Raw genomic sequence first — 22,428 nt, 5'->3', positions numbered from 1 at the left:
ACTTCAGATATTCGGATAGACTGATGACTACAATTTTTTCTTTCAAAGCAGATCCACCCCTAGATCTTATTGATTACGTGGTCGGAATTGATTCAGATTCCTGGCTGGATACCCTCAGGCGGGGGCGTGAGGTTTTGCGTGACAATGCGCAAAAGAGCGCTGAGCTGCTCCTCAATCCCCTGGAGGACGGAGAATTCCTGCAGACGCATCGACTGGCCGTCGCCGCCTTTGTTGCGGGGCTACATGGCGATACGGCGATCTATCGCCTTTATCTGGACCTTCTTGAACGATCGGAACAAGAAAAGGAGCTGTCACCGGTTATCGAAAATCTGTCCCGGCAGGGAAGAACACTGGGGCCTTATGGAGCTTATCCAGCCGGTCCACTTTCAGGTGAGGAACTCAAGGGCTCTGGATTTGAAGTTTCGGACGTCAATGTTGACAGATCATTGGCGCGGGCTCTGGAGCACGCTCATTTCCTGACATTTCATCCCCGGGACGCCTCGGTACAGGCACTTGAAAGACTGAAAGAAGCCGGGTGGACTGACACGGGCATCGTGACGTTATCCCAGCTCATTTCATTTCTGGCGTTCCAGATCCGCGTTATTCATGGCCTGAGCGTGCTGCGCGATGTCGGCCCGGCAGCAGGTGCCACCCTTTCGGAGAACCCATCATGAGCGTGACAGAACAGACTGTTTCAAAGACAGACACTCAGGAACCCGACCGTTTTACAAAGGCTCAACTGGACTGGCACCCGTGGCTTGAGCCTCTTGAAGAAGGCAACCTGACTGAGGCCCATTACGAGGGGCTTGTAGACCGTGCACGGGCTAAATCTCCATATTTCAGGCTGTTGGCACGGGACCCCGAGATCCTTGGAGCCCGGACACGCAGCGACAAGGATATTTTCTACAATGTCGCAGGAGGACTGCCACGCAGGGAACGGGAGCTTGCGGCCACTGCTGTTTCGCGATTTAACGGATGCATCTATTGCGCTTCCGTCCACGCACGTTTCAGTGAGCGTCAAGGCGGTTCCCCAGAGGCTCTCGCCGCATTGCTAGAAACGGGGCAGCTTCCCCAAGACACAGATCTGAAATGGCAGCTCGTGGAGGAAATCGCCCGACGTTTGTCTGAAACACCAGTCGGATTTTCGCATGTTCATATCAGAGTGTTGAGACAGGCCGGGTTTGAAGACGCGGAAATTCTGGATCTGATCAATGCCTCTTCATTCTTTAACTGGGCAAATCGTCTCATGCTTTCTTTGGGGTATCCGACACTCCCGTCAGAGTAATCAATCGGCATTCCCTGCAGGAGATACCGATTGATTATGGAATATTTCATAGAGCACCAAACCATACCCTGAATCAGACTGAAAGTTATCTGGTCCGTGTCACAAAAACAGTTCGGTTTTTTTACCCGCCTTCTGGATGATGTCCCTGCCGCTCAGCGATATGCGCTTGCGCTGGAGCAGATCAGGGCTGCTGAAGCTTATGGCTTTCAGAGCGCCTGGGTTGCGCAGCACCATTTCCATGGGGATGAAGGCGGCCTTCCGTCTCCTTTTCCCTTTCTGGCTCATGCTGCTGCCCAGACGTCTCGAATTCGTCTGGGAACCGGCGTTGTCACGCTCGTCATGGAAGATGCTGTGCGGGTTGCGGAAGATGCTGTTGTTACGGACATTTTATCAGGAGGGCGACTGGAAGTCGGTTTTGGCTCTGGGGGAACCCCGACGTCTTATCCGGCATTTGGTGAGAATTTTGCGGATCGACATGCCGTCTTCAACCGAAAACTCCATACGGTGAAATCGGCATGGACCGGAGAAGAATTACCGGACGGCAACCGTTTGTGGCCGGGTGGCACGGGGCTTGAGAACCGTAGCTGGCAGGCAACGTTCTCCGTATTCGGGGGGGAGCGGGCAGGGAGCGATGGTGACGGATTGCTACTGTCGCGTACGCAGCCCCGCCGGCCGGAAAAACCGGATGCTTCATTGTGGGAATTGCAGGTTCCAATGGTGGAAGCCTACCTCAACGCCCTTCCTGACGGTCGGAACCCGCGAATTCTGGCGTCACGGTCGGTTTTTGTTGCCGATGATCGGGCCGAGGCCTTGCGACTGGCGGAAAAAGGCCTATCGCGTCAGGTGAGGAAATTCCGTGCCGCAGGCCATACGATAGATGATACGAATATTGATACCCTGATCCGCACCTTTGACGTGCACATTGGCACACCGGAAGAAGTCGTTGCTTCCCTTCTGCGGGACAGGACATTGGAGCATGCGACCGAAATTGCCATTCAGGTGCATTCCATTGATCCGGAACATACGTATATTCTGCGTTCTCTGGAGCTTTTCGCTACTCAGGTTGCACCTGTGCTGCACGAATATTTTTCCCGCACGAACTAACCTCCGGATCCCATCCCGCAAAGACGTGAGGCAACGCTTGTCCGCTTCGGCAGTTAAACGGAAAGGAAGTGTTTTCTTCTGAAAGCACCTGAACCCTTTCGGAGCGTTGTCCCATGCCTGATCATATCTCTCCGCAGTCCCAGACCCATCAGCCTGGTCTTGAAGAGCTGATGCAGCCCAAGGCCATCCATATCCGCCCTGATTACCGCGGAAGTGGCAAACTCGCAGGAAAGAAGGCCCTGATCAGCGGGGGAGATAGCGGGATCGGGCGTGCTGCGGCTATACATTTTGCCCGCGAAGGTGCGGATGTTGCGATCCTCTATCTGGAAGAGCATGAGGATGCCAAGGAAACGGTCCGTCTTATTGAAAAAGAAGGACGTAAAGGGCTCGCCATCGCGGGAGATGTTTCTTCCAGTCAGATCTGTAACGACGCCGTGGAGCACACGGTAAAGGAACTTGGCGGACTGGACATTCTGGTCAACAATGCCGGAGTTCAGATCGTGGAACAAGACATCGAAGCCATTTCCGATCAGGAATGGCAACTTCACATGGACACCAATATCAACGGCTATTTCTATCTTGTTCGCGCGGCACTTGCACATCTGAAAAAGGGCAGCGCCATCGTCAACACATCGTCCATTAATGCTTTTGCAGGAAACAAGGCTCTTCTGGCCTATTCCACGACCAAGGCAGCGGAAATGGGGATGACGCGGGCTCTGGCGCTTCAGCTGGTGTCGAAGGGCATCCGGGTAAATGCCGTGGCTCCGGGACCAGTGTGGACGCCGCTCCAGCCGGCAAGCTGGGGTGTTGTTGACCCGCAGGCGGTTGCCGACCTGGGGAAGGATACGCCGATGGGGCGTTGTGGTGATCCGGCCGAGCTGGGCCCAGCTTATGTTTATCTGGCAAGCGAGGATGCGTCGTTCGTAACGGGCCAGACACTGCATGTGAATGGTGGGATGATCATCAACGGCTGATAAATCTCCTTATGTGCCTCTTGCAGCGGTTTGACTGCAAAAAGAGGCACAGACAGAGCGGTCTCGGTCGTCTCAATCCTTCGAACTGGAGTGTAGGTTCAAGGATCATCGGCCAAGGTATCAGCTTCACGCGGTCATTCTGGGTTTCACCATGAATAACTGACACGCCCATAAAAATAGCTCCCATCCAGCCCATATGCTGAAGCATAGCTGTAGTTCGGGTTCACCTGAAGGAGAGACTGGGCACCCTGCGCCAGTTTGCTGAGGGTCTGTGGACGGTGGTTGAAGACATTATTGCCGCCTGCTGAAACGCGGATACGGTTCGGGAAAGTATAGGACACATCAAAGTCCATCAGCCATGCGGGAGCTACCGTTTGATCATAAGCGGCCCCGCGATCGCTCCAGAGCTGAGTTTTTGAATAACGTGAGACCCGGACGGTCGTGCTCCAGTTGTCTATGTTCCAAGTTCCGCTGAGACGAAGGGTATTGCGGGGATAAATCGCGGTAATGTTGCCGATCTGGCTGCGGTAGAGTGCCGTAACGCCAGAACCCAGGTTCACGTTCAGAGGATTGACCCTCATGATCTGGTGCTGTTGCTGGTTCATCATGACAGTCCACAGAACGCTTCCGGCTCGTCCGAAACTGCTGAGATAGTGCGCCTGAAGGTCAAGGCCCATGGCACGGGTATGAGCTGCGTTCCGTTCGTAAGTATAGCCGTAGTAGCGACCGTCGTTCGGAACGATACCCTCCTGATGAAGGATATTCAGTACGGTCGCGCCGGAAACGCCTGCGCCGGAGACAGAAATGGGAACGATCTGGTTGAAAATGTCGATACGATAGGCGTCCAGAGAGATATCAAGCCGTTTGAGAGGCGTGAGAACGAAGCCAGCACTGAAATTATGTGAGGTTTCGGGTTTGAGAGGCGTTGCACCGAGAGCCCGTGCACCAGCATTCGTGACGGAGGCGTAGTTCGTATAGGATTGCACGAGCTGGTTGGTGCTGGGCAGAATGGAATAATAAAGAGCCGTGCTCTGGTAATATTCCTGCTGGAGCGTCGGAGCATGAAAGCCATTACTGGCTGATCCGCGCAGTGCGATCCAGGGCGTGACCTGGTAGCGAAGTGAAGCTTTCCCGCTCAGTGCGTTGCCAAAATCGCTGTACTGTTCATCTCGACCGGAAAGGGCAACCGTTATTTTGTCCGTCACTTTCTGGGTCAGATCGAGATAAAAAGCGCCATTCATCCGGGAATGGGTGCCCGCCTGAGAGGGAGAGGTTGCGCCCAGACCGGATGCGAAGGGAAGGGCGGGAGTCGCATTGGGGAAGACGTAGCTGGCAGGATTGATGTAGCCGCCATCCGCCCAGGCTGAATGCTCACCTGCGTCCACCTCGTACTGCTGGTAGCGATATTCAATACCGGCTGCGACCTGAAGAGGGTTTTTGAAGAGGCCTGTCCGGAATGAATGACGAATATCGAAATCCGCTGTCAGCTCAGAGTTCGCCAGAGATTGCAGGTGAAAATTGTGCGGACTGTCCGGGCCGAGCGAATTGTTGATGGTGTTCTGGATGCCGATGCTGCTGTCGTTACGACCGTAATTGACGCTGCCGTCCCAGTGCCAGCCGAAGAAGTCATCCCCTTTCAGCCCACTCGTAAACTGGAAATCATTATCCTCAGTCGTATCGGTCGGCAGATAGCCGTCCGGATAAACACTCATGATATTCTGTTGGGAGTTTGACGGCCGGTACCAGGCGGCGACGAAAGACGTGCGGTGGGTATAGGTGGCATAAGAATAAAACCGGATTTTCTCGTTCAAGGGAATTTCAAGATTATACGCCACACTTTGCCGCTCGGACTCCGGACTGCCTGAAATCTGGCGGTAACGGTTACCGTTTTCCCGAGGATCCTGCGATCCGTCAGCAAGGAGCGGGTATAGCAGAACCGGGCTTCCACCCTGCGTCTTGGGGACATAGCCACCATAATTCGTGGACTGGTTGCCGACAAATTCTGCCGTCAGATTCAGGTAGCCGTCCCGGCCTATTTTGAAGCCCTGATTGTAATTCAGGTTTCCGCCTTTGCCGTAATCTCCTAGCGACCCAACGCTTGAGCCGTACTGGTTATATCCGACATCCACAGTACCTCCGTGATCTGCGGATTTGAGGATGATGTTGATCACGCCAGCGATGGCGTCGGAGCCATACTGGGCAGCCGCACCATCCTTGAGGATTTCAATATGATCGACGGCGCTCATCGGGATCATGTCGAGATCGACGGGAGACTGCCCCTGCATGGCGCCCCCATAGAAAACAGACGACATGGTATGCCGACGTTTCCCGTTGACCAGTACGAGCGTTTCATTCGCCCCAAGACCCCGCAGAGACATCGTCTTGGTAGTGAAGCCAAGCTGGCCCGGATAGCCGGGTGTGTTGTTGGCTGAAGGATCAAGGGCCACGAGAGCATTCTTCAAGCTGGTCTGACCGGTTTTTTTCAGGTCAGCCGCCGTGAAAATGGCAATAGGAGACATGCTTTTCGAGGCTTTGACGGAAGATCGTGTACCCGTAACGATTACCGCTTCAGGTGTCTGGGCGGTTGTGCTCCTTACAGTCTGCGCCCAACCTGTTACAGGTGGCAGAATGCCGGAAACGAGGCTTAACGGGACTGCCACATGTCTATTCCATCGAAGGATAGAGAACGAAGCCTTCATTTCGAATTTCCAAATATTTGGGTGAGTTCATAAGTGTATAATCAATATGATTGATCCTTTTTTTAAGTAAAATGAGTTTATTAAAAACCAGAGTTTTAAATTATTGTTTTATGTAGACGGTATTTTCAGGTTTTCCCGCAAATTTCTGCTTTTGTAAGCCTGTTGTGTTAGGCCTCTCCTTCGAAGCTCTGGAACAACGAGCTCCACGAAATCATTGATTCCATCGGGTGCGGATGTGAACATGATGTTGAAACCATCGCAGGCACCTGTGCGATACCATTCCTCGATTTCATCGACGATAGACGCCGGAGTTCCCACCAGAAGGCGGTGTCCGCCACGCGTGAAATTCTGGAGGATGTCTTTGACTGTGGGGCGGGTTTTCCGGATCCAGTCCACGATCAGGGACTGACGGCTTTTGTGGGTGTTGGTTTCTTCGACCAGACCCAGTTCGACGGGTTTGTCTTCCGGCCACTGGGACAGGTCTGTTCCAAGGCTGGAATAGGATGAAATGGCCTGCAGGATATCGGCCTTGTCGAGATAACTTTGATAACGCTCAAATTTTTGGCGTGCTTCGCTTTCCGTCCTTCCGACAACAGGCGCGAGACCCGGCAGAATGCGGATATGCCGTTCATCACGTCCATAACGCGCAGCTCTCTCAAGAACATCGGCGCGGTAAGCGCGGGCGGCATCGATATCGTATTCGGCAGTATAGATGACTTCGCCTATGCGCGCGGCGAGCTCCTTTCCCGCGCCTGAGGCACCCGCCTGTGCCAGAATGGGAGGGTGTTGAATGGGAGGCGGCGCATTGAGCGGCCCGGCGACCTGAAAGAATCGGCCTTTGTGATTCAGGGGGTGCACGCGGGAGGGATCGAGCCACACGCCAGTGTGTTTGTCCCGGATGAAAGCTTCCGTCTCGGTGCTCTTCCACAATCCTTTGACGACATCGACAAATTCATGGGCGCGTTCATAGCGTAGAGCATGATCAACATGGGAAACGAGGTTGAAATTTTCGCCGCCGCCCGTAGCTGTCACGACGTTCCATCCCGCTCTTCCGCCACTCAGCACATCAAGAGAGGCGATACGCCGCGCGATGTTGTAGGGTTCGTTGAAAGTGGTTGAGGCCGTGCCGATCAGGCCGATATGAGAAGACGTAACCGCCAGCGCGGCAAGCAGGGTGAAAGTGTCCCAGCGCGCGAGGGCGGGAGTGCGGGCAATACGCGAAGGATCAGGGACGGGCAGGACGTTGTCGTAAAGAAAAATGGCGTCGAAGCGCCCTTTTTCCAGAGTTGCGACATAGTCACGATAACGTTCGAACGAGAGATCGGCGTCCGTGTCCTCACCCGGCGCACGCCAGGCATCTCCGTTGGTGGCTGAACCCGTAAAATAAGCCCCAAGAACAAAGGGCGCGCGCGTGCTGCGTAAAGCCGTCATGCAAAAGTCTCCTAAAAGGCCACGCCCGGATCGGTTATGGCTTTTGCGTTCCACGATCCGGAGATCATTTTGGTTGCGGTCATAAAATCGGAAACGCCCTGCTGTTTCCTGATGATGTCGGGTGTGATGGGCACGACGGTTGCCATCGAGGTCCGGACGACTTCGTGCGCGACGGGAAGGGAGAGCCCCGTCTCTTTGCCCCATGCGGCGGCGTAGTCCTCCGCATGGGTGAGCATCCACTGATGCCCCTCGCTGAGAAGGCGGTTGTAGGCGCCTATGGCGTTCCGCTGATTTTGGAGCGCCTCATCCGTTGCGACAACATAGCTCAGACCACTCATCAGGCGGCCCCCGTTCACGATTTCCCGCGCCCCGTCATCAATCTTGGCGTCTGCGATATAGGGGCCCCATGTTGCCCAGGCATCGACATTGCCATTTTGCAGGGCCATTTTTGCAGCTGTGGGAGGAATGAAGACGAAGTGGACATCATCATCCTGCAGTCCTGCATCGCGGAGGGCTGCAAGCGTCAGATAATGTCCGGTCTGGCTTTTCAGGGTGGCGACAGAACGCCCTTTGAGATCGCGTACGCTACGGATGGGGCTGTCCTTACGGACGACGATCGCCGTCATCGTGCCATCTGTCTGGATGGCCGCAACCGCTTTGATCGGGCTGCCGCCGGCCTGTGCGAAAACGAGCGGGGCATCTCCGATCACGCCAACATCCACAGCACCTGCCGTCAAAGCCTGAATCAACATCGGAGCACCGGCAAAGAGGCTCCATTGCAACGGCACCGACGACCGCTCCGTCAGGCCCGCTGCAGTGAGGAGGGCTCTTGCCCCGCCTTTCTGGTCGCCGACATGCAGGGACGTTGCGGCAAGGGCACGAGAGGCGGAAAGCAGATTTGCGCCAGCCGCTGAGGATAAACCCGCAAGAAAGATACGACGACTGAATGACATGGGCGATCCTTGCTGAAAGAGGAATAACCAATTTCAACAGGGAGAGCAGACGGTGCAAAACGAGTTAGCTTTATCAGTATATTTAGAATTATTTGATAGTCTCCCGGTCTGCTGAAAAGGCGCAGCTCGACAGACTGCCTGTCAGGAAGCAGCGATGTTGGAAATGCCAGTTTCAAGCTGTTCAAGGATATGAGCGCGAAGCTCCTGAAGACGCGGATTTTCGCGATGCCGCGGCTCCGGCCAGTTCACGTGGATATCAGCCAGAATACGGGCTGGTCTCGGGCTGAAGACAATGACGCGCGATGCCAGAAGCAGTGCTTCCTCCACATCGTGAGTGACCATCAGGGCCGTAAAGCCCTGCCTCTTCCACAGCCGGAACAGCTCGGTCTGCATGGCAAGGCGGGTCAGGCTGTCAAGTTTGCCGAGAGGTTCGTCAAGAATGAGCAGACGGGGGCTGTTGATAAGGGCACGGGCCAGCGCAACGCGCTGTGCCATGCCGCCGGACAACTGGTGGGGCCAGGCTTTCGCGAAGTCTTCAAGGCCCACAAGACGGATGGCTGCGGCAACAGCTTCGGGATTTCTTTCTCCACGGATATCCAGTCCAAGAGAGATGTTGCCACGGACTGTCCGCCAGGGATAAAGCGTCGGGTCCTGAAACATGATGATGCGGCTGGGATCCGGTTCGGTAACCAGGACGTCCTCTGCCAGCACCTCGCCTGTGTCGGGTGTTTCAAGCCCTGCGACTAGACGCAGGAGCGTGGATTTCCCACAACCCGAAGGACCAATCAGGGCGACGAACTCGCCGGGCGCAATATCAAGGCTGACATCGTCCAGAACAGGGCGAGTTCCTGAAGGCATGTCATAGCTATGGCTGATATGGGACAGGGTCAGGCCGAGGGGCGAAACGGGATGAGGTGAGATTACCATTTGAGACCGTTTTTCTGCCATTTGAGGAAATGATCGCGCAGTTTGAAGAGGAGCGTCATCAGGGTCGTGCACATCACAGACATAACGAGAAGCGCGGCATACATGTTGGGATAAGCCGCCCAGCCCTGGGCCCATTGCATGTAAAAGCCTAGGCCTGACTTGACACCCAGCATCTCTGCCACAACCAGCATGGCGAAAGACGAGCCCAGCCCCATGAAAAGCCCGACAAAGATCTGCGGCGTGGCGGCGGGGAGGGCGATGCGCAGGACAAGAAAACGATTGCTGGCGCCCATCGTTCTGGCAACGTCATAATAGGCCGGATCCACAGCCGAAACGCCGGACCAGGTCAGAACAGCGGCGGGAAAGCCAGCAGCGAGCGCCATGAGGACTTCACCAGTCAGACGGGTGGAAGGAAAGATCACGAATGTCAGGGGAAGAAGAGCGACGGGCGGCAAAGGCCCGATCAGTCGCATGAGCGGACGCACCCAGTAGCGGACGTGATGCGATCTGCCCAATGCGACGCCCGTGATAATACCGAGAACAGAACCGGAAGCATACCCGATGGCAAGCAGGAGCAGGGAGTGAAAGAGGCTGTCTCCAAGACGTCTCCAGTCTGTCAGGAAAACGTCCAGCAAATCCTGCGGTGTTCCAAAAAATGGTCGAGGAAGCAGAAGGAATTTGGCCTGCACCACTTCCCATAGGCCCAATCCGAGACCCAGAGCCAGAGCCCACGGGGCACGCCCTTTCAAGCGTCTGGTAGCCGTGAGGATCAGGAGACACAGGCCTACCGCAAGAAGCAGGAGAGCGAACCGATCCGTATCCGGGAAGTCATCCCCGTCCGGCAGCTTCCATGTCAGCAGTGCAGCCAGAAGCCAGGCAGGGCCAGCCAGCCAGGGCCAGAACGGTGCGGGCACAGGGCCTGGATTTCCGGTCTTTGTACGGATGGCAGAGGTTCTAGTGGGCTCTGATATCGTCTGGCTGTTCTGCATCAGATGAAGAGATCCTGTGTGATGCGCTTTGCATAACGTTCACTGTCGAGGGAGGAGCGGAAAACGCCCACCTGTTTCAGAGCATCGGCATAACGGACGATTTCCTGCCTGAAATCCTGCGTCAGTGTCTGGTGATGATGGCCCTGCATCTTCAGCATGGCTGCAAGATCTGCGGCGTTTGCCCTGGGGGCGTAAGGCTGAAAAATAGTGGCGGCTTCTTCCGGATTGCAGGCGAGCCATGCACCGGCTTCCAGAATGGCGCGAGTTACGGCCGCAGCGACCTTGGGTTCGTTGCGGACCAGACTGCCGCGCAAGCCTATGACGCAGCAGGACAGGCTGGCCCATTCTCCTTTCATGTTATTGTCAATGTCGATAAGGCCGAACTGGCGCCGCTGAGGGTAGGAAAACGGATCGGCATCCGAAAAGGCCTGAATATCGCCGCGCTGGAGGGCAAGTGGCAGAAGATCGGCCGGAAACTGTCGCCACTGGACGTCGGTTTCAGGATCAATTCCGGCTTCTTTGAGTCGGATACTGAAAAAATTCCGGTCGGGGCCGCCTATATCCGTGACGCCGATGGTTTTGCCCTTCAGGTCCGGCAGGGTTTTGATCCCTGTTGGGGGCGTCGTCATAAGATACATGCATCCTGCATGCAGGCCCGCGACCAGCTTGACGTCGAAACCCTGCTGGAGGGGTTTCAGCCAGCGCAGGGCCATGCCGGGGGCGCCATCGGCTTTGCCGGTGGACAGGGCTTCAAGAAGCTGATCCGTGGCACCGGCAAAATTGACGTAATCAATGTCGAGATTGTATTTTTTGAAAAACCCCTTGGCCTTTGCAACCGGCACCGCAGCAGTGCAGATCGAGGCTTCGTTCCAGGCGATTGTGAGTTTGCGGGCCGGCCCCGGAACGGGTTCGACCGTCGCCGGGCCAGCAGCCTGACGCCGGGTGCTCATATCCATCGGCGTTGCGGACTGCGCAAGAACGTTCCGGAAAAGGCCCGAGACAGCAAGCCCTGCAAGAGAACCCGTCAGAACAGTGCGGCGGGACGGGAATGGAGTGATGGACATCGGAATTGATCCTGCAGGAGTGTCAGGGACGTTTGACCGGAAGGTGATGAAAGCCTCGCGAGAACCATGCCAGGCCGTGTTCAGCTTCGGAATTGGTGGTAATGGCTCTGACGCCACAGAACAGGACGTCATGTGTCCCGGCGCTGTGTATGGCTTCAATAGTACAGTCGAGCGTGACGAGAGCATCTGAGAGGAGTGGCGCCCCTGTTTCTGCCGTGACCCACGGGGCGCTGGAAAACTTCTTGTCTGCACTGATCGAGCGGCTTGCAAAAGAAGAGGCAAGCCTGTCATGGGCAGGGGAGAGAATACTGATCCCCACGACACCATTCTTCAGAAAAGCCTGATGGGACCGGTTGCTGCGATTAAGACAGACCAGAACGGTTGGAGGGGTATCGCTGACGCTGCTGATGGCTGAAACAGTCAGGCCCTGTCGACCGCCGGGACCGTCAGTGGTGACGAGCACAACCGGCGCTCCCAGAAGGCTCATGGCCTCACGGAAGTCTTCCTGCCTCACAGGCTGTACGTCTTCAACGCGGGCAAAGGAGAGGGCGATCGCGTTATGCGGCATCGGAAACGCCCTTGTCCGTGAGGTCAAGCGCTTTCAGAATCGTCTCTGTTTCAGGTCGGTTCATCCAGTCCGGCGAAATCTCCACGAAGCTCACGATGCGCCCCGGCTCCAGAACAAGGATCGTCGGTTTTGGGAGTTCCCAGCTTTCGGTACCATTCAACGCTTGGCTACGCTCTCCCTTGCTCAGGGCGGTATCGCGCGCCGCGTCGTCAAAAACATAGGTAATGCCCAAAATCCGCGCGAGCGTCAGTCCCGGGTCATTCAGGACGGGAAATGGAAGATCATGGCGCGTCCTTATCTCTTCCAGCACAGGGAAGGGTTGTGCAGAAACCGCGACCAGAGAAATGCCGGCAGTTTTAAGGCTGGGGGCTAGGGTTTCGGCATAGTAGGGAAGGGCGATGTTGCAGGCGGAACAGTCTGAAAATCTGAAAAAAACAAGGACTGCTGCCCCGGAGGCGGTCAGGTCATCCAAAGAAACCGCTGCTCCGCTCGCGTCCAGGAACGCGTGGTACGGCAGAACATCCCCAACCTCGACATGGGAGGTTCGGGCGTGGTCACGCGCAATGGCCTGCCTTTGTGCAATATTTCGGGATACGTCTTCCGGAGGCCATGTCTGACGTCGTTCAGCCTCAAGGCTCCTGTATCGGCTTTGCAGGGAAAGAGGTGAAAGAGTGCTCATGCTGGAAAGACCCTGATGGTAACTGGACCCGACAAGCATGGGTGATGGGGCAGCATGAAGGCCAAGGAGTTTTCCTGATGGAACAGTTTACGACCCGTCATTGATCTGAGGCGGCCTGTTCGAGAAGGTCCGCGAGATCCAGAGCTGTGTCGGGAATGCCGTTCCTCTGGACGAGGACGGTTTCGATTTCAGGGACTTCCGGAAGAAGACCCGGCGGCAGAATGGAAAGTCCTTCGGCAGCGGCAAAGCGGCGCGTCCGGCAGCTGGCGCCCAGTCCACTGCGTACGCCTGCCCGCATGGCAGGAAGATGCGGCGTTTCCAGCACGATCCGGTAATCACGGCGGGCTTTGGCAAGCGTTCGAAGGGCCGCTTCCCGGAAACGGCAGGGTGGTTCCAGAAGCACAAGGGGAATTTCCGGCTGATCCAGTGTTCCCGGATCCCCCAGCCAGGCCATCCGGTCATGGCCGACAATGCGTGAGGACGAATTGGGGCGGTCGCCGTGCTGACCAAGGCACAGAACGATATCCAGCCGGGAGCGATCAAACATTTCCAGCAGTTCCGCCGACCCGCCAACGCGGATTGTCAGGCGGCAGCGGGGATGTTCAAGCCGGAAACGGGCAAGGACATCCGGCAGCAGTGTGTCGGCAAAATCCTGCACCATCCCGATGGTGATCGGCTCAGGCTCTGAGACGTCACCCAGCTTGTGCATGATCCGGTCGTTGAGTGCGAGAAGCTGGCGTGCGTATGCCACAAGTTCCTCGCCGGCGGGGGTCAGGACCAGCTTGCGCCCGTCACGCCGGAACAGTTTCTGTTGAAGGACGTCTTCGAGCCTCTTCATCTGGAGACTCAAAGCTGACTGGGTCAGAAAAATGGTCTCTGTGGCCTGTGCCATGGACCCGGCTTCCACGATCGCGACAAAAGAACGCAGAAGCTCGGTAGGGACATTGCGAGCCATGCGTTGCGGGAGAGAAGGGCTGGACATGGCGACACTCCACGCTGGGATAAATAACTATATAAAAGTGTGTGTTTTGTGTTTCTTGTTGGAAGCACTCTGTATGAAGAGTGTTATGTCGTGGATGCAATAGTCAATCGTGTTTTATTTGGAGGGTTCAGACATGCCCGTGGAATTCATTGGGTTCGTAAGCAGCCGGAATCATTCTGAAACCATTCCCCCCTCAGGGCCCGTCATCGATCTCGACCATATCGAGACCGCTGCCAAAATTCATGAAAATGGCCGTTTTGATCGTGTGCTGATCGCTTTCCATTCCAATTCGCCCGAAAGTATTCTGCTGGCGCAGCACGTGGCGGCCAGTACCCGGGATCTGGGGCTGATGGTAGCGCACCGTCCCGGGTTCACGGCGCCCACGCTGGCGGCACGTCAGCTCGCAACACTTGATCAGATTTCTCGCGGGCGGGCAGCGGTGCATATCATCACGGGCGGAAGCGATGTCGAACTTGAGGCGGATGGCGATCATACCACCAAGGCTGATCGCTATGCCCGGACACGCGAATATCTGGAAATTCTGCGCAAAGAATGGGGCAGTCAGGAACCTTTTGATTATGCAGGCCGGTTTTACACCGTAAAAGGCGCCAGTTCTCTGGTGAAGCCCTATCAGGGGGAGGCGATCCCGGTCTATTTTGGCGGCTCGTCAGAGGAAGCCATTGCGGTGGCGGGTGAGCAGGCAGACATCTATGCTCTGTGGGGTGAAACCTACGAACAGGTTCGTGAAACCATCGCCCGCGTCCGGGCCTCAGCGGAAAAAGCCGGACGCGCTCCACCACGTTTTTCGCTCTCCCTGCGCCCGATTCTGGCGGAAACGGAAGAGGCAGCCTGGGCAAAGGCGGATGCGATCCTTGAACAGGCCCGGCAACTTCAGGACAAGACGGGATATACCCGCTCTTCCGTTATCCCGAATGAGGGATCACGGCGGCTTCTGGCTGCGGCGAAGCAGGGCTCGCGGCTGGACAAACGGTTGTGGACAGGCATCGCCGAACTGACGGGGGCCAAGGGGAATTCAACCTCTCTTGTCGGAACGCCGGATCAGGTGGCCGAAGCACTTCTGGACTATTATCGCCTGGGAATTTCGACGTTCCTGATCCGTGGGTTTGATCCGCTGGCCGATGCCTATGCCTATGGACGGGACCTGCTCCCGCGTGTTCGCGCGCTGGTGGCGAAAGAAGACCAGCGCGTCGGCCAAAAGGCTGCGTGAGGCATTGGGCAGACATTCCCCTGACAGGTCCGTCAAAAAACGCCCCCTCATCATCCGGAACATCGAGAATTTTTTCACGGCCGGCCGTTGGACTCCCTTCTGGCTGCTGGCCGCGGATACTGACTTCTAGGAAGATCGTCATGAGTGCCACGCTACAGAACATCTCCTCCCTGCAGGAGGTCCGCGCACGGAGCCATCGCCTTCAGCCCAGACAACCAGCCGCGACTTTTGAAGAAGAGCGGCTGCACCGCAAGCAGCGTCTGGCTGCAACGTTCCGGCTGTTCGGTCGATATGGTTTTGACCAGGGGCTGGCGGGCCATGTAACGGCTCGGGATCCTGAATTTCCAGACCGGTACTGGATAAACCCGCTGGCAGTGCATTTTTCCCAGATCCGCGTCTCCGATCTTCAGCTGGTGGATCATGAAGGCAACATCCTGATTGGCGAACGTCCGATCAACACGGCCGGCTTCACCATTCACTCCGCCCTGCACCGGGCGCGGCCGGATGTCATCGCGGCAGCCCATACACATTCGACCTATGGAAAGGCCTTCTCAGCGCTCGGAACGGAGCTTCTGCCGATCACGCAGGATTCCTGTGCCTTTTACGAAGACCATGCCGTTTTCGATCCGTTCAGCGGTGTTGTGCTGGATGACAATGAAGGCGACCGTCTTGCCACAACACTCGGAAGCCGGAAGGCTCTGATCCTGCAGAATCACGGCCTGCTGACGGCAGGGCCAACGGTGGAGGCTGTGGCCTGGTGGTTCCTGGCCATGGACAACGCAGCCCACACGCAGCTTCTGGCGCAGGCCGCAGGCCCCCTGAAGCCGATCGCACCGGAAATTGCCCGTCTGACAGCCAGTCAGGTCGGAACGGCGCAGGGAGCCTATTATTCTTTCCAACCCCTCTGGGACTGGATCGTCACCCTTGAGCCTGAATTTCTGGACTGAGGGGGCCCCATTCATGACGAGCATTGAACCCCTGCGCGAATTCGTAACCCTTTTTACGGGGCTGTTTGACGAACGCTCCACTCCTGTGGAAATCCAGAAGACAGGAGCCAAACTGCTGAAAACGCTTGTGTCGCGTGATGACTGGCTGCCCGAGCCGTATACGCGGCCCCATCCGGAACGCTACAGCCAGTATCTGCTTCATTGTGATCCTTTGGAGCGTTTTTCCGTCGTCAGTTTCGTCTGGGGGCCCGGGCAGAAAACGCCACTGCATGATCATCGTGTCTGGGGGCTGATCGGCATGCTTCGGGGCAGGGAAAGCGAGACGCAGTTTACCCGGCGCGAAGATGGAACCTTCGCAAAAGGGGAGACCGGCTATCTCGAACCGGGTGAGGTCTCGTTTCTGCTGCCGGGCGTGAACGACTATCACCTCGTCGCCAACGCTCTGGCGGATCGGACCTCCATCTCCATTCACGTCTATGGCGCCAATATCGGCGGTGTTTCGCGCGCTGTCTATGAAGAGGGCAGTGGCGTCGAGAAGACCTTCATTTCCGGATATTCGAGTGAGGATGTTCCAAATCTCTGGGACCGCTCCAGGAGCAAAGCTGCATGAACACCATCACCCGTCTTCAGCCTTTGACGACTTCCGAAGCCGTCCGGGCGAAACTTAGAAGCGGCGAGGAAATCGCCCTGCTGGATGTGCGGGAGGAAGCTTTGTTTGCCTCGGCTCATCCCTTGTTTGCGGTTAATCTTCCTCTGGGACGGATTGAAGAACGGATTGCAGGACTTGTGCCGCGCAGAGACGTTCCTGTGGTCGTCTATGACAATGGGGAAGGGCGGACAGTGCAGGCGGTCCGTCTGCTCCGCGCCCTGGGTTACACGGATGTTTCCGCACTGGAGGGTGGGCTGGAAGGCTGGCGTCGTTCAGGCGGAGAAATCTTCATTGACGTCAATGTGCCGTCCAAGGCTTTTGGCGAACTGGTCGAACATGTCCGCCATACGCCGTCGCTTCCGGCCAGGGAGCTTCATGACAGGATTGAACGGGGAGATGATCTGGTCATTCTCGATGCCCGTCGGTTCATTGAATACAATGTGATGTCCATTCCCGGAGGGCGTTCGGTCCCCGGGGGGGAGCTCGCTCTTCGCATCAGGGATATCGCGCCATCTCCCGAAACAATGGTGGTGGTGAATTGTGCGGGGCGCACCCGTTCCATCATCGGCGCCCAGTCCCTGATCAACGCTGGAATTCCCAACCCCGTCTATGCCCTGCGTAATGGAACCATCGGCTGGACGCTCGAAGGTCTGTCGCTGGCACATGGGGCGGACAGGACGGGGCCGGATATCTCAGAACCCAATCTTGAAGCTGCCCGAAACCGTGCGGAACATCTCGCCGGGAAAACGGGAGTTCGTTATGTCGATAAACCCGGCCTTGAAGCCCTGCTGTCAGATCCCCACAGAACGGTCTATCGGCTGGATGTGCGTTCTCCCGAAGAATACGCCACGGGGCATCTGGCTGGTTTCAGGTGTGCTCCGGGAGGGCAGCTTGTTCAGGCTACGGATGAATGGATCGGGGTGCGTCATGGGACTATTGTCCTGACGGATGACGATGGTGTCCGTGCCCGCATGACGGCTCACTGGCTCAGACAGCTCGGCTGGAATGAGGTGTATGTTCTCATCTCATGGGCTAGCCTGCCGTCAGAAACAGGCTCGGAAGCGCCACATCCTGCGCGGCCTTTACCGAAGGTGGAAACCATTTCCGCCGAAGAACTGGGGCGTCTAATTGCAGATGCACAGGCCCTCATTCTGGATCTGGCGAGCAGTTCGGTTTTCCGGAAAAATCATATCGCCGGGGCCCGTTTCGTGATTCGGCCGGATCTGGTGTCTTCGCCAGTTATTCAGAAAGCAAAAGATATCATTCTGGTGTCTCCCGATGGCATCGCCGCACATCTTGCTACGCCGGATCTGACCGAAACAGGAGCGCGGGTGCGGGTTCTGAAAGGCGGTACAGACGCCTGGAAGGCGGCGGGATACCCGATTGAAACAGGGCTTGATGAAGCGATGGCTCTCTCTGTTCCAAATGACGTCTACAAGCGTCCTTATGAGGGAACGGATAACGCAGCGGAGGCCATGCAGGCCTATCTGGACTGGGAGTTCGGACTGGTTGCCCAGCTCGAGAAAGACGGAACGCACGGCTTCAGGGTTCTGGAGCACACCTGAATTCTTCCTCAGCCGCGCAGAATGTTGCAACCCGGCCATTTTTTGCGAAGTGGTCGGGCCTTTCTGTTTCAGACCCCCAGGGTTTTCCGTCCGGCAGCAAGGAAAGCACTGTCGGCCTGCGGGGTATGTACTCTTCCACACAGAACGTCCCTGTAGTGACGTTCCAGCGGGTTATTCTGGCTGAGACCGGGGTTGCCGATGGCCGCGACGGCTTTATCGACAGCCGCAATGGCATTTTCCGTGATGACCTGCTTGGCCAGTCCAGCGGCTGCTTCGCTTTCCCCTCCCAGCTCCGTCAGGCGGATTGCATGTTCGATCAAGGCTGTATTGGACAGAAGGAGCGCATCAATTTCTCCAATAAGGATCTGAAAGCGCGGCAGGGTTGCGAGGGGCGCGCCGAGATTAGCGGGAGCACGCTGGTGAAGGAATGTCACCAGCCAGTCCCGTGCGGCCTGCGCGATACCATCATACAGGGCAGCCACAACGACGGCGTGCCAGCTTGCGATTGCAAGCGGATTGTTTTCAGAAGTCGCAGGCGTGGTCAACAGGCCCAGATAGCGCTCAGGAACCTCAACATCATCGAAAATGATCGTGTGACTCCCTGTGGCGCGCATGCCGAGCTGATGCCAGCTTTTCTCTATCCGCACGCCCCGCAGATCCAGCGGAACCAGAACGGGGCCTACCCGCGGCTCGGTTTCATCTGTTCTGGTCCAGACAATGCCCCAGTGCAGCGCGGTTGAGCCCGTTGAAAAGATTTTGCGGCCGTTTAGGCGCCATGTATTTCCCTGCCGACGGACTGTGGTCGCTGGCAGGCCGCCACGGGCGGGCGTTCCGAGATCCGGCTCGACCCGAAGGGCATTGATGAGTGCGCCTTCCTGTTGAATGCTTTCGAAGACTTCCTGCTTCACCGTATCCGACCACAGGCATGAGTGTGCGAATGAGCCTGACTGGAGATACTGCATGGCCAGGATGAGGGCTGTAGACGGATCACCCTGCGCCAGCCGACTGACGATCTGCACGATGGTCTGAAGGGAGATATTCTGTCCACCGGCGGATTTTGGAAGAGCGAGAGACAGTAAGCCTGCATCCTGAAGATCACGCAGGTTTTCTGTCGAGATGTTGCCGCTCCGATCATATCGCGGGGCACGCTTTGCAAAAAGTTCTGCCAGATTTTCGAGAACGTCATCCAAAGATGAAGACCCGGCTGCTTCTGAAAAAGGAATGTCACCCATGGCGGATCTCCGCTCTTCCAATTTTACCTGTCTGTCAGGAACACATACCGTCTTGGTCGAATGTTTTTGTGAGATCCGGGCCAGCGAAGATGACAGAAACACACGCATCGTGCCGCTCCATTAAGGCAGAGACAATCAAATCCCGTCAAACAGAAGCATTGAGAATACTCACCTGACATTCGGACCCGGAAGCTGGAAAACGGTTTTCTCAACATACCGCCTGTGGGAGTTAACCCGATGTCAGACACCATCATCCTGACAGGAACACACAAGACGGGAGACTCCCGAAAAAAGAAGCTCACTCTGGAAAAGCTCGTTTTTGTACGGCGTTATGCGTCTCCGCTTCTGCTTGTCTGTTTTTGGCAACTTGCCTGCTCTTCAGGAATGATTTCAACGCGGCTGGTGGCGTCACCCGCGCAGATTGCCGTGACGGGCTGGTCGCTTCTGCGCGACGGGACGTTACCCTACAATCTGGGTGTCTCTCTTCTAAGGGCGGTGAGCGGTCTGGGCATTGCCATCAGCACAGGTGTCGTACTCGCTCTCATTTCCGGTTTGTCCCGCCTGGGAGAAGACATTGTCGATGCGCCGCTGCAGATCCTGCGGACACTGCCGGCGCTCGCTTTGGTGCCTCTGTTCATTCTCTGGTTTGGAATTGGTGAGACCCCGAAGGTTCTGCTTGTGGCTCTTGGAGCGACATTCCCGATCTACCTGAACCTTCACAAAGGCATCCGGACCATCGATCCCAAACTGCTGGAAATGGCCTCAACGCTGGGCCTGACGCGCTGGCAGACCATCAAAGATGTATTTCTCCCCGGCGCCCTGCCGGACTTCCTGACGGGTTTGCGCTACGCGGTTGGCGTTTCGTGGCTGATGCTCGTCGTGGCCGAACAGGTCAACGCGGAAAGCGGCATCGGTCACATGATGATGGATGCTGAGGATTTCCTTCGTACAGACATCATCCTCGTCGGTCTGCTGGTTTACGGCATGCTGGGCCTGCTGTCCGACCAGATCGTCCGCTTTCTCGAAGCTGCACTACTTGCATGGCGCCCGGACAGAAGGAAAGGGCAGCAGGCATGATGAAGAGGGCAGAGGAGGAAATCGGACGCGGCACTGCTGTTATCGTTGAGCAACTGACAAAGCGGTTCAATGGCGGGGCTCCCGTACTGGATGGACTGGATCTGGCCATCGCACCGGGAGAGTTCGTAGCCTTGCTGGGACATAGTGGGTCGGGAAAATCCACGCTTTTGAGAACGCTTGCGGGCCTTGATCCGGTGACGGAAGGATCCGTGAAACGGCCTCGGGATGTCTCGGTGGTTTTTCAAGAACATCGTCTTCTGCCATGGAAGCGTGTGTGGAAAAACGTTGTTCTGGGGCAGGAGGACAAAGACATCCGCCAGAGGGCGGAAACCGTTCTGGATGAAGTCGGCCTTTCACACCGCAAAACCGCATGGCCCCTCACGCTCTCCGGGGGAGAGGCGCAGCGTGCGGCACTTGCACGGGCGCTGGTGCGGGAACCAGCCTTTCTGATGCTGGATGAGCCCTTTGCGGCGCTGGATGCGCTGACGCGTCTGAAAATGCAGCAGCTGGTGGCGGATCTGTGGGAAAAACATCGTTGTGCAGTTTTGCTCGTCACTCACGACGTCGACGAAGCGCTCCTTCTGGCGGACCGGGCAGTCGTGCTGGAACGTGGCCGGATCCGCGTGGATGTTTCCATTCCGCTACCGCGCCCGAGACGACATGCCGATCCCCCATTCGAAGCCCTCCGGACATTGCTTCTCGATGCCCTTGGGGTTCACGCTTCCTGAAATCCGGCACAGCGTTAGGTCAGTGTAAGCCCATCATCCCCGATGGGGGGCGAGGAAAATAACTGCGGCGCCTGCCAGACACAGAGTCAGTCCGAAAATGTCCCAGCGGTCAGGACGCACGCCCTCCGCGCCCCACATCCAGAGCACCGCAAAGAGAATGTATATCCCTCCGTATACAGAATAGGCGCGCCCTGCTTCCACGCTTTCAACGCGCGTGAGCAGAAAAGCGAAGATGACTAGAGCAATGAGACCGGGAATCAGCCAATAAGGCGATTTAGACATCCTGAAGCATGCCCAGAAGGCGTAACACCCGGCGATCTCTGCCACCGCGGCACAAGTGTAGAAAATGAATGATTCCATAGGCAGCATCCTAAAAGGCAAATTCGCGGATGTCAGGCCTGTAAAAGCTGCTCGCAGAACGCCTGGCAACCATCCGCCACGACGAGACTTTATGTCCTCAGCAACACAGGGACATTATTCATGCCTATCCATGGGTTATCACGCTTTGAAGGTAAAAAAGTCCTCGTTACAGGTGCCGCTTCAGGAATTGGCCGCGCAACGGCGCTCCGGTTCCTCGAAGAGGGCGCGCATGTCGTGCTTGTTGACCGGGACAGGGTAAAACTTGATGACGTCATGAAGACGCTGGACCCGAAATACGCAGTAGCATCACTGACAGATATTTCTGTTCCGGAGCAGGTTGAGGCGCTCTGCACATTCGTCAAAAAGTACTTCCATCAGCTTGATGTTCTGGTGAATAATGCTGGTGTAACGGCTATGGGCACCGTTCTGGACTGTGATCTGGAAACCTGGGGCGCTGTCTGCGCGACGACCCTGACTGGCACCCTGAACGTCAGCCGCACCTTTCTTCCCCTGCTGATCACGACCAAAGGCAATATCGTCAACACTGCCTCCGTTTCCGGCATGCGCGGGGACTGGAACACGGCATATTACGATGTTGCCAAAGGAGGGGTTGTAAATCTCACCCGTGTCATGGCCATGGACCACGGTAAAGATGGTGTGCGTGTCAATGCGATCTGCCCCTCCGTTACACGTACGGCCATGACGGCAGAGGCGGTGAAGGACGAAGCCTTCGTGAAAAGCGTTGAAGACCGGGTCCCATTACAGCGTCTGGGGGAGGCGGAAGACATGGCCGCCGCGATCACATTTCTGGCCAGCGGTGATGCCGCCTATATTACAGGCCTCATCATGCCGGTAGACGGGGGCGTAACGGCTTCCAACGGCCAGCCCCCGTTCCCGATGTCTTGAGCTTGTTAAAGTTTCCGGAGAGGGAAGATCGAGTTTTTTTACTTAAAACCCGGTCAACCTTTTTCTGAATTGAGATACCCT

22 protein-coding genes are annotated in these 22,428 nt (G+C 56.6%); 11 read left to right on the top strand and 11 right to left on the bottom strand.

Translation table 11 applies throughout. From position 1 onward, the window contains the following. Window positions 1-23: 23 nt before the first annotated feature. The 4 genes from GAL01_RS11505 to GAL01_RS11490 all read left to right on the top strand — a co-directional run bounded on the left by GAL01_RS11505 (window position 24) and on the right by GAL01_RS11490 (window position 3,363). Window positions 24-674: a CMD domain protein gene (locus tag GAL01_RS11505; RefSeq protein WP_062028077.1), complete on the top strand. Its 651-nt coding sequence runs from the start codon at window positions 24-26 to the stop codon at window positions 672-674. After that, window positions 671-1,285: an alkylhydroperoxidase domain protein gene (locus GAL01_RS11500; protein ID WP_062028079.1), complete on the top strand. Its 615-nt coding sequence runs from the start codon at window positions 671-673 to the stop codon at window positions 1,283-1,285. The genes GAL01_RS11505 and GAL01_RS11500 overlap by 4 nt, the downstream gene beginning before the upstream one ends. Before the next feature lie 96 nt (window positions 1,286-1,381). Further along, window positions 1,382-2,389, top strand: a complete 1,008-nt coding sequence (locus GAL01_RS11495; protein ID WP_062028081.1) for a putative FMN-dependent luciferase-like monooxygenase — start codon at window positions 1,382-1,384, stop codon at window positions 2,387-2,389. 113 nt (window positions 2,390-2,502) lie between these two features. Continuing rightward, window positions 2,503-3,363: an SDR family oxidoreductase gene (locus GAL01_RS11490; RefSeq protein WP_062028082.1), complete on the top strand. Its 861-nt coding sequence runs from the start codon at window positions 2,503-2,505 to the stop codon at window positions 3,361-3,363. Between the two features lie 146 nt (window positions 3,364-3,509). Here the strand turns inward: GAL01_RS11490 and GAL01_RS11485 are convergent, their stop codons facing one another. The 9 genes from GAL01_RS11485 to GAL01_RS11445 all read right to left on the bottom strand — a co-directional run bounded on the left by GAL01_RS11485 (window position 3,510) and on the right by GAL01_RS11445 (window position 13,655). Next, window positions 3,510-6,023: a TonB-dependent receptor plug domain-containing protein gene (locus tag GAL01_RS11485; protein WP_231865239.1), complete on the bottom strand. Its 2,514-nt coding sequence runs from the start codon at window positions 6,021-6,023 to the stop codon at window positions 3,510-3,512. Between the two features lie 147 nt (window positions 6,024-6,170). Next, the gene (locus GAL01_RS11480; RefSeq protein WP_062028084.1) at window positions 6,171-7,493 is read right to left on the bottom strand and encodes an LLM class flavin-dependent oxidoreductase; all 1,323 of its coding nucleotides are present in this window, start codon (window positions 7,491-7,493) and stop codon (window positions 6,171-6,173) included. Window positions 7,494-7,504: 11 nt separating this feature from the next. Continuing rightward, complete coding sequence (locus GAL01_RS11475) at window positions 7,505-8,446, bottom strand: ABC transporter substrate-binding protein (RefSeq protein WP_062028086.1); 942 nt, start codon at window positions 8,444-8,446, stop codon at window positions 7,505-7,507. A gap of 141 nt (window positions 8,447-8,587) precedes the next feature. Continuing rightward, complete coding sequence (locus GAL01_RS11470) at window positions 8,588-9,373, bottom strand: ABC transporter ATP-binding protein (protein WP_062028089.1); 786 nt, start codon at window positions 9,371-9,373, stop codon at window positions 8,588-8,590. Then, a complete protein-coding gene (locus GAL01_RS11465) occupies window positions 9,367-10,287 on the bottom strand; it encodes an ABC transporter permease (RefSeq protein ID WP_231865241.1) in 921 nt (306 codons plus the stop codon). The genes GAL01_RS11470 and GAL01_RS11465 overlap by 7 nt, the downstream gene beginning before the upstream one ends. Before the next feature lie 74 nt (window positions 10,288-10,361). Next, window positions 10,362-11,426, bottom strand: coding sequence for an ABC transporter substrate-binding protein (locus GAL01_RS11460; RefSeq protein WP_062028092.1), 1,065 nt, complete (start codon window positions 11,424-11,426; stop codon window positions 10,362-10,364). Window positions 11,427-11,448: 22 nt separating this feature from the next. Continuing rightward, complete coding sequence (locus GAL01_RS11455; protein WP_062028094.1) at window positions 11,449-11,994, bottom strand: flavin reductase; 546 nt, start codon at window positions 11,992-11,994, stop codon at window positions 11,449-11,451. Further along, entirely contained in the window at window positions 11,984-12,673 is a 690-nt protein-coding gene (locus tag GAL01_RS11450; protein WP_062028120.1) for a peroxiredoxin-like family protein, read from the bottom strand. The genes GAL01_RS11455 and GAL01_RS11450 overlap by 11 nt, the downstream gene beginning before the upstream one ends. Window positions 12,674-12,770: 97 nt before the next feature. Beyond that, window positions 12,771-13,655 (bottom strand): LysR substrate-binding domain-containing protein, encoded by an 885-nt coding sequence (locus tag GAL01_RS11445; protein ID WP_062028096.1) that lies wholly within the window; start codon window positions 13,653-13,655, stop codon window positions 12,771-12,773. A gap of 133 nt (window positions 13,656-13,788) precedes the next feature. Here GAL01_RS11445 and GAL01_RS11440 point away from each other — a divergent pair, with 133 nt between their 5' ends. The 4 genes from GAL01_RS11440 to GAL01_RS11425 all read left to right on the top strand — a co-directional run bounded on the left by GAL01_RS11440 (window position 13,789) and on the right by GAL01_RS11425 (window position 18,044). After that, window positions 13,789-14,883, top strand: coding sequence for an LLM class flavin-dependent oxidoreductase (locus GAL01_RS11440; protein ID WP_062028099.1), 1,095 nt, complete (start codon window positions 13,789-13,791; stop codon window positions 14,881-14,883). Window positions 14,884-15,023: 140 nt separating this feature from the next. Beyond that, window positions 15,024-15,830, top strand: a complete 807-nt coding sequence (locus GAL01_RS11435; RefSeq protein WP_062028101.1) for a class II aldolase/adducin family protein — start codon at window positions 15,024-15,026, stop codon at window positions 15,828-15,830. 13 nt (window positions 15,831-15,843) lie between these two features. Then, complete coding sequence (locus tag GAL01_RS11430; RefSeq protein WP_062028103.1) at window positions 15,844-16,440, top strand: cysteine dioxygenase family protein; 597 nt, start codon at window positions 15,844-15,846, stop codon at window positions 16,438-16,440. Continuing rightward, window positions 16,437-18,044: a rhodanese-like domain-containing protein gene (locus tag GAL01_RS11425; protein ID WP_062028105.1), complete on the top strand. Its 1,608-nt coding sequence runs from the start codon at window positions 16,437-16,439 to the stop codon at window positions 18,042-18,044. Before GAL01_RS11430 ends, GAL01_RS11425 begins: the two co-directional genes overlap by 4 nt. Window positions 18,045-18,112: 68 nt before the next feature. On the opposite strand, the gene GAL01_RS11420 is transcribed toward GAL01_RS11425, so the two are convergent. After that, window positions 18,113-19,276 (bottom strand): acyl-CoA dehydrogenase family protein, encoded by a 1,164-nt coding sequence (locus tag GAL01_RS11420; protein WP_062028108.1) that lies wholly within the window; start codon window positions 19,274-19,276, stop codon window positions 18,113-18,115. Window positions 19,277-19,513: 237 nt separating this feature from the next. On the opposite strand from GAL01_RS11420, the gene GAL01_RS11415 reads away from it, so the two are divergent. Next, window positions 19,514-20,353, top strand: a complete 840-nt coding sequence (locus tag GAL01_RS11415) for an ABC transporter permease (RefSeq protein ID WP_062028110.1) — start codon at window positions 19,514-19,516, stop codon at window positions 20,351-20,353. Further along, entirely contained in the window at window positions 20,353-21,081 is a 729-nt protein-coding gene (locus tag GAL01_RS11410) for an ABC transporter ATP-binding protein (RefSeq protein ID WP_062028122.1), read from the top strand. Before GAL01_RS11415 ends, GAL01_RS11410 begins: the two co-directional genes overlap by 1 nt. A 33-nt stretch (window positions 21,082-21,114) precedes the next feature. Here the strand turns inward: GAL01_RS11410 and GAL01_RS11405 are convergent, their stop codons facing one another. Continuing rightward, window positions 21,115-21,441 (bottom strand): YnfA family protein, encoded by a 327-nt coding sequence (locus GAL01_RS11405; RefSeq protein WP_062028112.1) that lies wholly within the window; start codon window positions 21,439-21,441, stop codon window positions 21,115-21,117. A gap of 120 nt (window positions 21,442-21,561) precedes the next feature. Between GAL01_RS11405 and GAL01_RS11400 the strand changes: the two genes are divergently transcribed. Beyond that, the gene (locus tag GAL01_RS11400) at window positions 21,562-22,347 is read left to right on the top strand and encodes a meso-2,3-butanediol dehydrogenase (RefSeq protein WP_062028114.1); all 786 of its coding nucleotides are present in this window, start codon (window positions 21,562-21,564) and stop codon (window positions 22,345-22,347) included. The last annotated feature ends 81 nt before the right edge of the window (window positions 22,348-22,428 follow it).

Source organism: Gluconobacter albidus (assembly GCF_002723915.1).
Lineage (GTDB): Bacteria > Pseudomonadota > Alphaproteobacteria > Acetobacterales > Acetobacteraceae > Gluconobacter > Gluconobacter albidus.
The sequence above is the reverse complement of the archived record's forward strand: the minus strand, read 5'-3'. Positions and strand labels throughout refer to the sequence as shown.